The 11,762-nt window shown below is 43.5% G+C and carries 12 protein-coding genes; 10 read left to right on the forward strand and 2 right to left on the reverse strand.

The window, feature by feature from the left end:
* Positions 1–22: 22 nt before the first annotated feature.
* Together IEW76_RS07570 and IEW76_RS07575 are read left to right on the forward strand one after the other, a co-directional pair.
* A complete protein-coding gene (locus tag IEW76_RS07570; protein WP_188652468.1) occupies positions 23–2,047 on the forward strand; it encodes a sigma-54 interaction domain-containing protein in 2,025 nt (674 codons plus the stop codon).
* 424 nt (positions 2,048–2,471) lie between these two features.
* Positions 2,472–3,449, forward strand: coding sequence for an ABC transporter substrate-binding protein (locus IEW76_RS07575; protein ID WP_188652470.1), 978 nt, complete (start codon positions 2,472–2,474; stop codon positions 3,447–3,449).
* Between the two features lie 46 nt (positions 3,450–3,495).
* On the opposite strand, the gene IEW76_RS07580 is transcribed toward IEW76_RS07575, so the two are convergent.
* Positions 3,496–4,239 (reverse strand): hypothetical protein, encoded by a 744-nt coding sequence (locus tag IEW76_RS07580; RefSeq protein ID WP_188652471.1) that lies wholly within the window; start codon positions 4,237–4,239, stop codon positions 3,496–3,498.
* A 180-nt stretch (positions 4,240–4,419) separates the two neighbouring features.
* On the opposite strand from IEW76_RS07580, the gene IEW76_RS07585 reads away from it, so the two are divergent.
* The 8 genes from IEW76_RS07585 to IEW76_RS07620 all read left to right on the forward strand — a co-directional run bounded on the left by IEW76_RS07585 (position 4,420) and on the right by IEW76_RS07620 (position 11,425).
* Positions 4,420–5,472, forward strand: coding sequence for a FecCD family ABC transporter permease (locus IEW76_RS07585; RefSeq protein ID WP_188652473.1), 1,053 nt, complete (start codon positions 4,420–4,422; stop codon positions 5,470–5,472).
* Entirely contained in the window at positions 5,472–6,494 is a 1,023-nt protein-coding gene (locus IEW76_RS07590; RefSeq protein ID WP_188652475.1) for a FecCD family ABC transporter permease, read from the forward strand. Before IEW76_RS07585 ends, IEW76_RS07590 begins: the two co-directional genes overlap by 1 nt.
* 15 nt (positions 6,495–6,509) lie before the next feature.
* A complete protein-coding gene (locus tag IEW76_RS07595; RefSeq protein WP_188652477.1) occupies positions 6,510–7,337 on the forward strand; it encodes an ABC transporter ATP-binding protein in 828 nt (275 codons plus the stop codon).
* 238 nt (positions 7,338–7,575) lie between these two features.
* A complete protein-coding gene (locus IEW76_RS07600; RefSeq protein WP_188652479.1) occupies positions 7,576–8,121 on the forward strand; it encodes a hypothetical protein in 546 nt (181 codons plus the stop codon).
* 83 nt (positions 8,122–8,204) lie between these two features.
* Positions 8,205–8,411 (forward strand): cytidine/deoxycytidylate deaminase family protein, encoded by a 207-nt coding sequence (locus IEW76_RS07605; protein ID WP_188652481.1) that lies wholly within the window; start codon positions 8,205–8,207, stop codon positions 8,409–8,411.
* The gene (locus IEW76_RS07610) at positions 8,408–8,959 is read left to right on the forward strand and encodes a hypothetical protein (protein WP_188652483.1); all 552 of its coding nucleotides are present in this window, start codon (positions 8,408–8,410) and stop codon (positions 8,957–8,959) included. Before IEW76_RS07605 ends, IEW76_RS07610 begins: the two co-directional genes overlap by 4 nt.
* A 206-nt stretch (positions 8,960–9,165) precedes the next feature.
* Complete coding sequence (locus IEW76_RS07615) at positions 9,166–9,912, forward strand: hypothetical protein (RefSeq protein ID WP_188652485.1); 747 nt, start codon at positions 9,166–9,168, stop codon at positions 9,910–9,912.
* 454 nt (positions 9,913–10,366) lie between these two features.
* Entirely contained in the window at positions 10,367–11,425 is a 1,059-nt protein-coding gene (locus tag IEW76_RS07620; RefSeq protein WP_229721155.1) for a phosphotransferase enzyme family protein, read from the forward strand.
* A gap of 69 nt (positions 11,426–11,494) precedes the next feature.
* Here the strand turns inward: IEW76_RS07620 and IEW76_RS20810 are convergent.
* Positions 11,495–11,762, reverse strand: a 268-nt coding sequence (locus tag IEW76_RS20810) for a hypothetical protein (RefSeq protein WP_229721156.1), incomplete at its 5' end; no start/stop codon positions are given.

The raw sequence follows: 11,762 nt of genomic DNA on the forward strand, positions 1-11,762 counted from the left end.
AGCGTGGAGGGACAGGCATCTTATGAGAACAGTCAGCGTGATTTCATTAGGGGAGAATACCTTACATAGTGTCGTAGAACAGTTACGCAGATACTTAGGAGAAGAAGTAAACGTTCGTGGTTTCTCAGTTGAGAGAGGGATTGATGAAACGTTTGATGAGGACATCGTCGTGCTAACCGGAGATACCATCTACCGCCTTGTATATGAGAGAGTTCAAACAGCTAAGAAAGTAATTATCGCAAGAAGAGCGCTTCGGTATGAGTTTATCGAGCCCCTATTATCCATAAAAGAGAATGAGCACGTTCTTCTTGTGAACGATACAGAAGACAGTTGTGCTGAAGCGATTGATCAACTGAAAAGGCACGGATTTGATTCGTTCACCTACCATCCTTATTATCCGGGAATGAGCGACTACGCTTCTTGCCCTGTAGCGATTACGCCAGGTGAGCCTCATCTTATCCCAAAGCGTGTTCAAGAAGTCATTGATATTGGCACGAGACAAGTGGATATCACGTCGATTACCGAGGTCCTAGTGGAGTTAGGCATGCTTGAGACGTCTGGTTCGCTCGCTTCTGCTGAATATGTGAAAGATATCATGAACGTGACGAAACAGCTATCATCGTTGAACCAGCGTTTAGACTACTCAAACTTCCTTAACATGACGATTCTCGATAAATTTCCTAAAGCCCTTTTATTCTGTGATGAGGCAGGGCGGATTACCTATTTTAATGAGAAAATGACTCACATCTTTCCTGAACGGGAGATGAAGGAGTTTGGTATACAAGACTTATTCGGGGGAGACTTTAATCTTTCAGAAGCCTATTCAAAAAGGGATCATATTGTACATGTGCGCGACAAGACGTTGATCACATCCGTTGAGAAGATTGAGGACCATGAAGAAGTGATCACCTATTTACTAGAGGTTGAAAACTATGACACCTTTCAACAAGTGGACCGAGAGCTGCGTAAGAAAATGAAGTCCAGTACCTATACAGCGCAATATAATTTCGAGCACCTCCATACAAGGAATGCTTCTATGAAGGAAATGATTGGGCTGGCGAGAAAAATGGCTCGTGGGCAATCAACGATTCTTATTCAAGGAGAGAGCGGAACAGGGAAAGAGATTCTGGCTCAATCCATACATAATGAATCAGCGCGATCGAAGCGGCCTTTTGTAGCTGTGAATCTTGCTGCTTTGTCTTCTTCGATTTTAGAAAGCGAATTGTTTGGGTATGAAAGTGGTGCGTTCACAGGAGCCCATAAAGGAGGCAAGAAAGGGCTGTTTGAAGAAGCTCATACGGGGACGATTTTTATGGATGAGATCGGTGATGCTCCTCTTGCGTTACAGGTGAAATTATTACGCGTGCTTCAGGAAGGGGCGGTGCGTAAAGTAGGGGGCACCGAGCAGATCCCGATTGACGTCAGGATTATCGCCGCAACAAATAAAGATCTTGAACAACAGGTGAGAGATGGAGCCTTTCGGGAGGATCTATACTACCGCCTCAATATCTTGCCGATTGAAACCATACCTATTAGAGAGCGACGGGAAGACATTCCCCCACTTCTTCACTATTATTTGAATCATTATGCGGAAGAAGAAGTGTATGACTTGAGTCAGTACTTAGATGAAGGGGCGATTTCTTTCTTAGAGTATCATCCGTGGCCGGGCAACGTGCGGGAGTTAATGAATGCGGTGGAATACATTGTGAACATGCGCTCTGTAAGCGGTAAACTTAGCTATGGTGAGCTACCTAGATATTTAAAGAGAGAAGGGGCTTCCTCGCAGGGGATGGGGGGAGCTTTGCTTTCTTCAGGTCTTTCGGAAGAAGAGGAAGTACTGTTAATGATTTATCGAAAGTTTGGCATTGGGAGAAGGAAGATCGTGGAGGAGTTAAGACAAAAAGGCATTCTGATCGGGGAAGGGAAAGTGAAGTCGATTATTCATTCCTTGAAAGATAAAGGGTGGGTTGAGGTGAATAAGGGCGTACGTGGTTGTACGATTACGGAAGAAGGGCGTGCTTATGTGAAAGAGGCTGTGAATGGTTGAAGAACGGAGTGCGGAGGAAGATTTGAGCGTACAAGGCATGTTGATCTGTGACATTCTTGTAGCTTAATGACTTGGAAACGTCACAGATACTGGCATTCTTTTACCTTTTTGGTACTATAACGAGTCAAAAGGGAAGAGATAGGTGGTTTCTGTGACTTTTTAACGTGTTCTAACTATGAAAAGGTCACAGATCAAGGTAATCTCTTACCTTTAAGGGCTTTACACACAATAAAAAGTAAGAGATCAACATAAAGAATGAGCTCCGGTCTGCTGCCGTGGCTCATTTTTAGTGAAAGGATAATATTTCGAGAAACGAAGGGACGATGAACCTGTCCCCCTGTCCAAAAAAGTCTTGATTCTATAATTGAAAATGGTTATCATTATCATTATAATAATTTATTACTACATAAGGAGAGTTCACGACATGAAATTAAAATCATACATAATGTTTGCCATGGTTGCTTGCGTATTCCTTCTAGCCGCTTGTTCAGAGACGGAAGGGCAAAAGGAAGAGGGAGCTTCTAAAGAGGAAGAGAAAAAGCAGTCTGAAACGAAAACCATTACGCACTTAAAGGGAGAAACGGAAATTCCTGAGAATGTTGATAAGGTGGTTGCACTTCGTCCTAGTTACTTTGACCACATGCTGACGATTGATGAAAAGCCAGCTGGTGTTACAGCACAGCCTCAATATGGTGGGGACTACATCCCTTATTTATCTGATCAGCTTGAAGGGGCTGAAATAGTTGGTTCTGCAGCAGAAGTAAACCTTGAGAAGATTCTAGAAATTAATCCTGATTTAATTCTTGTTGATGATTATACTGCTTCACAAGTTTATGAAGACCTGGAGAAGATTGCTCCAACGATCGTGCTAGGTGCTGAGTCTGAAGAGGACCGCAATGATCCTGAATTCTGGAAGCAGGACCTTATGAAGATTGCAAAGATCTTTGATAAGGAAGCTCTAGCAGAAGAAAAGATTGCAGAGCTTGAGGAGAAAGTAGCTAAGGCACAAGAAGAAGTGTCTAAGCTTGAGAACAAGAAACTAGCCTTCTTGCGTATTCGTGAGAAAGTGATTCAAATTTATCCTGAGACGACACACCCAATGGTCGATTTCTTATATACGGATCTTGGATTTGAGCCTTCTGACTTAACAGACCCGAAAGAGCGTGGAGATTTGTCTATGGAAGTTATTCCTGAGATGAATGCTGATCATATTTTCTTACAAGTGGATTCTTCTGGTGGACCTGAGAATTACTCTTCCATTCAAGAAAGTAGCCTATGGAAAGATCTCGACGCTGTCGAGAACGGAAATGTTCTAAAGACAGACTTCTGGATTTACAAAGCATGGGGAGCGATTGGTCGCGGCCAAATGGTTGATGAAGCGATGGAGTATATCAATAAGTAATCAAAAAAAGGCTAAACCGTTTCAAATGGTTTAGCCTTTCTTTCAATCAGGAGGAGAACAAGTGTGGACACGTGCCACAGCACTTCGAGTTATCCCCTTTATAGACTAGGTAGGAGAGGCAGCAGTGTTTGCGAATGTAAAACGGATCTCCCTCTTCAGGGGTATGGAGTTCAAATGTAAATTGAAGAGGATTCGTTTCATCCTCTGTAAACAAATAGTCAGATGTAAACAAGTCTAAGTAATGTTGAACCTTCTCTTGATCGGCCCCTTCTTTACGGTTTAGCACAAGGCTCCGTTGATAGAGGTTATGGGAGACAAGCGAATGGAGATGGCTCGACTTGCTTTTAGAGGCTAAAGCCACTTGATCAAAGAACGGCTCAAGATGATCCTTAATAAAGACGCGTATAAGACGTTCAACCTCTTCGGTGGAAAGGTCATGAACATCTTTAACAGCTGTTTCTTCGATATAATAGCGATTCGGCTTACCGGCTTCTAATTTAATACCAACAAGCTCAGGACTTGTGTCAATCAGGAGTCCATAATCTACGAGCAACGTGAAGATTCCCATGCCAAGAACAGAGTAGCGTTTTCCGAATAGGGTTCCAACGATTGTGGGGTTGAGTGTTTCTCTGTGGTCCTTTTGAATGTGAATGAATTCTTGGGCTTGTTCTTCATTGTTGATAATGTCGCTGATGCGATAGTCAATTTTGTCATCAAAGTTTGACTCAATATGTATAAAGGCTTTCTCTGCCAGGAAGGCGTAAAGTTGTTGCCTGTGGTCTGTACTCATGGAATTCCTCCTAAACGAATCTATCGATCTATAACTTTGATTATGATAATCGTTTTCAATTATAAATTAAAGGGATGACGAATACAAATCTAGTCTTACATCGCGGGTATCGTTGACGAATGGTAGAAATCATAATACGCTCATACGAGGTTATAAAGCTAGTTTGGGGTTGAATGTAAAATGTCAGTTGGAGCACAAAAGATAAATAAACAAGAGCAGGAAAAACAGGAAGCCAATGGTCGACCGCTAGTCGCTTCATTGATTATTATAGCAGGTACGATGGCCATGCTTCTTGGAATGGCAGCTTCAGTGTCACTCGGAGCTGCTGATATTGATTTAAAGACCGTGTGGGACGGGGTGTTTCATTATAATGAAGAGCTCACGTCTCATCAAATTATACAAGAACTGCGTATGCCAAGAGCGATCGTAGCTGCCCTAGTTGGTGGTTTCCTGGCCGTATCGGGCTCGATTATGCAGGGGATGACGAGGAATCCTTTAGCGTCCCCTTCTATTATGGGCGTGACAGATGGATCCACCTTTATGATTGCGATTGCGTTCGCTTTCTTCCCAGGAATGACCTACTTAGGGCTTATGTCGTTTTCCTTTGTTGGCGCCGGCATTGGGGCGGGGATTGTTTTCCTTGTTGGGGCGTTCTCAAAAGGAGGGTTATCTCCTGTAAAACTAGCGCTAGCTGGCACAGCGGTTGGGGCTTTACTGAGCGCGCTATCATCAGGTATTGCCATTCATTATGAAGTGGCTCAGGACATGAGCTTTTGGTATGCAGGGGGAGTCGCTGGAACGCAGTGGCTGCAAGTGAAGTTTGTTTTCCCTGTTGCGATCATTGGATTAGCCCTAGCGTTTTTCATTGCTCGGTCTGTAACAATCTTGAGTCTTGGTGAAAGTGTTGCCAAAGGGTTAGGGCAACGGACGGGAATGGTGAAAGTACTTGGAACAGTTGTCGTACTCCTTATGACAGGAGCGGCTGTTTCCGTTGCAGGGAGTGTTGGATTTGTAGGGCTTGTTGTGCCTCACATCACGCGCTTCTTAGTGGGGTTAGATTACAAATGGATTCTTCCGTGCTCAGCTGTGTTAGGAGGGCTTTTGTTAGTCATGGCAGATATCGGAGCGCGCATGATTAACCCTCCATACGAGACGCCGCTTGGAGCGATAACGGCTTTAGTAGGCGTCCCCTTCTTCCTGTATTTAGCGCGTAAAGAAGGGAGAGGGTTGTAATGAACCATACGTTACAAAAGAAGCAAAAGAAAGCGCTGTGGATTATGGCTCTTTTAGGGGCTCTAATCATTGTAAGCCTCCTCGTCAGTTTACACACAGGAGTCATTCAAATAGGCCCTGTTGATGTGATGAAGACGATCTTTGGTGCCGGGACGGATCGCCAGGAGTTAGTGTTATTTGACTTCCGTTTGCCAAGGCTTGTCATTGCCATCTTAGTAGGGGCTGGTTTAGCGGTATCAGGGGCCATTTTACAAGGGGTGTCCCAAAACGGACTGGCAGACCCAGGGATCTTAGGGATAAACGCAGGGGCCGGACTTGCCGTTGTTTTATATATGTATTTTTCTGAAGGTCTGAATTCATCGCTTGGGACGATGTCTATATTCATCATGCCCTTCATGGCCTTAATTGGCGCAACACTCGCTGCTGTGCTCATTTACCTATTGGCTTGGAAAAATGGCGTCTCGCCTATTCGATTAATTTTGGTCGGAATTGGTGTGAATGCGGCCTTTGGAGCTGCGTTAATTATCTTTCAATTAAAGATGAACCCTCGTGACTTTATGCAAGCGACAATTTGGCTATCAGGGAGCATTTGGGGAACGAACTGGAAATATGTCCTCGCGACATTGCCATGGATCGTGATCTTGGTTCCTTTAGCGATGTATAAAGCTCGTTTCTTAAATGTTCTTAACCTCGGAGACCGGTTAGCGACAGGGCTTGGAACTCGCGTTGAATCTGAGAGAAGGATTCTTTTATTTATTGCCGTCTGTTTAGCCGGTTCGAGTGTGGCTGTAGCGGGTGGAATTGCCTTCTTAGGGTTAGTGGCCCCTCACTTAGCTAGAAGGTTAGTAGGCCCAAGGCATCAAATGCTTATTCCTACATCTGCTTTAATGGGAGCGTTGCTGTTACTTGTAGCTGATATGATCGGACGGAATCTTTTAGCACCTTCTGAGATTCCGGTTGGGATTGTCGTGTCAGCACTCGGCGCCCCGTACTTTATCTATTTACTCATGAGAACGAATTAAAGGAGGAACGAACGGATGTCTAGTTTAACAACAGAAGGGCTGCGGATCGGTTACGGGGATGTGACGATCGTTGACGATTTAAACGTTCACATCCCAAACGGGCAAATCACCATGATTATAGGACCAAATGGATGCGGAAAATCTACAATCCTTCAGACGATGGCCCGTCTCCTGCGTCCGAAAAGTGGCGCTGTCTATTTAGATGGGAAAGCCATTCATCAACAGTCTACGAAAGAGATTGCTAAGAAAATGGCGATCTTACCTCAAACGCCAGAAGCGCCGAGTGGGTTAACCGTCTATGAACTTGTCTCCTACGGACGCTCCCCGCATCAACGAGGATTTGGCAAGTTAACCCATGAAGACAAGGATATCGTCGGGTGGGCCCTTGATGTAACAGGTGTCGCTGCATTTGCTAATCGTTCGATTGATGCCTTATCTGGAGGTCAACGTCAAAAAGTATGGATTGCGATGGCATTGGCGCAAGAGACAGAGCTGCTTCTCTTAGATGAGCCTACGACCTACTTAGACCTTGCTCACCAGCTTGAAGTATTGAAGCTCTTAGATCGTTTGAATCGGGAAGAGAATCGAACGATCGTGATGGTGCTTCATGACTTAAATCACGCAGCGCGCTTTGCGGATAATCTACTAGCTTTGAACAGTGGAGAAGTCGTTAAAGAAGGCAGTGCCTCTGAAGTGATGACACCGGATGTACTGAGAGACGTTTTTCAAATTGATGCAGAAGTGGTAGAGGATCCAAGGACCGGACGACCAGCATTGATTACCTATGATCTATTGGATAGTAGGATGAACCAGACTCCTACGTTTGAGGGGACGGGGACGTGAAGGGTGTTCTCTGACCTTTTAGAGCTTCATACACAATAAAACGTAAGTAATGAGTATAAAAAATGAGCCACGGGTTTCTTCCGTGGCTCATTTTTTCGAAAAGAGGATGATGTTTCGGGAAGCGAAGGGACGATGAACCTGTCCCCCTGGCCCTGTAGAAAGCAAAAAAGGCTGGTTGTTTCTTTAACATATTTTTGAAATAATCTTCAGAGAGATATTGATTAGAAAGAGGGTTAGGATGAGGAAAAACATATGGAAGACCGGGTTTTTCGCTATACTCGTCATATGTAGTGTGATGGGGTACGTTTGGTATTCGGAGACCCAACAGGCAGAAACGATGAAAAAAGATATGGTCCTACATATTGTGAATAAGCAAATTGAATTAACAGAGCGTTTAGAATGGGCTTTAGATAAGGTGGACGAAAGGGAAAAGTTCAAGGAAAATTTGATGAAGATTGAATATGAGATAGATAATCTATCTGGGGAAATGGGAAATGCTACGTTTATTGGAAGGCATGTTGATATTCCTTTTGGTTTTGTTGATTTTTATTTCTGGGAATCCGATACTGTTTATCAAGCTGTAGATGAGCTACAAGATCATGATTTATCAGATCAAACGTTGAGGGATCTAAAAGACTATTATAAGAAGCATTCTGATTTGACTTCTCAAATAAAGCTAGAGGAATTTGAGTATATGAGTTTTGATGAATATATGGAAAAGTTAGAAGAAGTGAATCTTTATATGGATAAGTATGAAGATTGGAGACCTACAATGGGGGTATAGTCCACTGTCCCAAGTTCATGAAAGGGAGCCGGTTTAGTTACAATTATGTGTAGAAAGAAAAGGAGTAACGGGGGGAAATGAAAATGAATATTGAACAAAAATTTAATCAAGTAGCAAAAGAACTGCTTGAAAAAAGATACCCGACTGGATGGGGTGCTGCAGCAACGTACACTAACGGAAATGAAATAGTAACGAGTGTTGCAGAGATTCCTTCAAGCAAACCTAGGACGATCCCCCTGAGGTGTTTCGAGACGCGAAGGGAAAAGGAACCTGCTGGAGGGGAAAGATGAAAAAGAAGATCGGGTTTTCTATTGTTGTAGCGATCGTCTTTTTATTATTAGTACGTATCATCAGCATTGAAGAATTTCTGGCACAAACAGAAATAAAAGAACTGGACGAACTAAAAAAATTTGATGACCGAACGATTCTGTTGCCAACATACGCACCCTTTACTATCCATAAAGTTGAATATGATGAACTTTACAAAGGAGAAGTTAAAGTGAACGAAAATAGCGAAATTGTGCATGTTAATGAGGGTAATATAGACTATTTAACACCAAACCTTCGCTACGTATCGGACGGTGCCCCCCGTAGAATAATAGACTTCTACATCAGCAAAGGTTTAGATAGGGACCTGATTAACTATGATGAGATTCATAAATTTGGGAACAGTCTAAAAGGCTATTATCGGGTGTTCGAAACCAAACAATTTTTCATTTGGGAACAGGATGGCGTTATGGTAGATATGGTGATAAAAACGGAAGGCGACAAATCACTGCTGTCGATTGAGGAACTCATCAAAATCGCCGAGTCGTTTGAAGAATGGGACGATCGGTAGAAGTCTATGCGAAACAAAAAAGCTTGGATAAAAGAAGTGAAGATTGGTTTTTTCACGTTTAATATAGGTTCTTGCAGGATTAAAATTGAACGGAAGCTGGATTCCGTTTACAGAACAAGCGTTTATTTTTAAACGGTTTTACCGGAGAGAGAAGAAAAAACCGTCATTGTCCTTTGTTTAGTAATGACGAAAGAGGAGGCTGTCGTATGACAAATGTAGCACTCGTAACGGTAACCCATGATCCAGAGGGGGACCATCATCAGCTATGGAAGAAGTGGAAATCGAGATTAGAGCATCTATATTCGCAGATGTTTATAACCGTAAGTGAGGAAACAAAGCCAGCATTCATTGAAGACCTTAAGGCTAGTACATTCGGGGTAAAAGTGATTCCTAAAAAAGGGGCAGCTCATGCGCGGCGAGAGGTGGTTCGTTTTGGGTTAACGGGTGAGAGTGACCTCTTTCATTATTGTGATCTCGACCGGTTACTAACGTGGCTCGAGAATCACCCAGACGAGCTTATTTCTTTGTTGGAGGGAATGGATGAGAAAGATTACGTCATTTTAGGAAGAACAGAACGAGCATTTGAGACCCACCCAGAAGAGTGGAAGGCAACAGAACGAATTGCGAACAAAATCTTTTCCCTAGAAATAGGCGAAGAGATCGATGTCACAGCAGGTTCTTGTATGTTTTCTAAAAGAAGTGCTCACTACATAAATGAACACTCCCGTGCTGACATGACCGATGCGGAGTGGCCTATGATTGTTCATCGATTCGCCCATCTACCTATCGATCATCGCCTCGTGGAAGGGCTTGAATACCATGAAGATACGAATGGGGTTCTTGGTAATATGACGGAAAGTGAGAAGTGGTTAAGTCGCATGAGGATGACGCTGAAGGTTAGTGAAGCGGCTGTAAGGACAGGGAAAGAAGCGGATGAAATAGGTGGGGGATGAGAGGTGCTTGGCCATTGTTCGTATCCTCATCACCCCGGGTTGTTTCAGGATTATAGAATGTCGCATGATTTATTGCTTGAAGATGGATGGATTCTCAATACGTATGGATTCAACTTCTCCGCACTTTATGCAAAATGTATATATTTTATTTGAGCTTTTGAACGACGATTTGCTTTTCCTGATGGGCATATAATCTGTTCCCTCTGAAAATTTAGTACCCCCGCATTTCAGGCATTTTTTATTTTCCATAAACGTTCTCCTCCTTTTCTAAACTTTGGTACTTATCCATTATTTGTTACGTTCTTACTTCCTTTTAGTTTCAATAATAGAGACTTTAATCCGATATTTAACCTGGATCCTACGTCTTTTGCTTTTTTATGAAACTAGTCGTCTATTAGTCATTGAATAAAAGGAATTCCCTTGGAAGAATCGAATAGTAAGAGTGAAGAAACTTGTGGAAAAGGTGATCGTGATGGAACAATGGGTTGATGCATTATTTAGTGACTCTCTGCTAGAAGAGGCTGCGAATCGTTTTGGGACAACGAGTGCTAAAGCCGAGAAGCGGGGAGATTTCGAGAATTATGTCTTTGAAGTACATAAAGAGGGACAGCCTTATATCTTACGCTTAACGCACAGCTCTCATCGTAAATGGGGGGACATTCAGGCAGAGTTGGAGTGGGTGAATTTTTTACATCAAAACGGAGCCAATGTATCCGTTGCCCATACATCTGTTAATGGAGTGCTTGTGGAGGAGATCCCGGTGGAAGGTTCTTCTTTCTATATCTGTCTTTTCGATAAGGCTCCAGGTTCATTAGTAAAAATGGACGATGAGCGATTTGGGCCTGACCTATTTGAGAGTTGGGGGGAAGCCGTGGGGCATATGCACCAGGTGACGAGGAGCTATCAATCAGGAGAAGATAAGAGAGACAGATGGGAAGAGGAAGACCTTCTGAACTTCTCAAAGTATTTAGATGAAGAAAGAGATGAGGCGATTATCGTTGAAGGAGAGAAAGTTGTCCGCGAGCTAAAAAGCTTGCCTGAAACGGAAGAGAGCTTCGGCCTGATTCATTCTGATATACATCCGGGCAACTTCTTTTATGATGAAGAGGATATCCATATCTTTGATTTTGATGATAGTACGTATCACTTTTATGTAAGTGATGTAGCGATTCCTGTTTACTATCCAGTGTGGTGGAAACATCGCGGCGATTCCCTTTCAGTGCGCTCAGAATACGGGGAGAAGGTGCTGTATCATTTCTTAGTAGGATACCTTCAGGAAAACCATCTGGACCTGGAGTGGATCAAGAGAATTCCATATTTCCTGAAGCTTCGTGATATTGAGCTTTATACCGTTTTTCAAAAGAAATGGGCACCTGAGAATAGAAGTGAGAAAGAGGAAGAATTGGTGAATGGTATTCGTAAGCGAATCGTTCACGATGAGCCGGTTGTGGACTTGGATTATGAGACTATTTATAAGCGAGCAGAACAAGCGGTTGCTAAATTGAATAGATAAGAGCTTTACAGGTGATTCCATAGTGGGGATCACCTCTTTTTTTAGTGGTAAGCGGGTGGATCGTTGGAGCTAGTCTAGACTTGGGCCGTTTTGTTGCTGATTTGATCCCTTCGTCTGCGTGATTAGGCCGTTCTCGCTCGCAATTAAGCCGTGCTCCCGCGTGATTAGGCCGTTCTCGCTCGCAATTAAGCCGTTCGCCTGCGTAATCAGGCCGTGCTCGCTCGTAATTAAGCCGTTCGTCCGCGTGATTAGGCCGTCCTCGCTCGCAATTAAGCCGTGCGCCCGCGTGATTAGGCCGTCCTCGCTCGCAATTAAGCCGTTCGCCTGCGTAATCAGG

The sequence above is a fragment of the Pontibacillus salipaludis genome, assembly GCF_014642405.1.
Classification (GTDB): domain Bacteria; phylum Bacillota; class Bacilli; order Bacillales; family BH030062; genus Pontibacillus; species Pontibacillus salipaludis.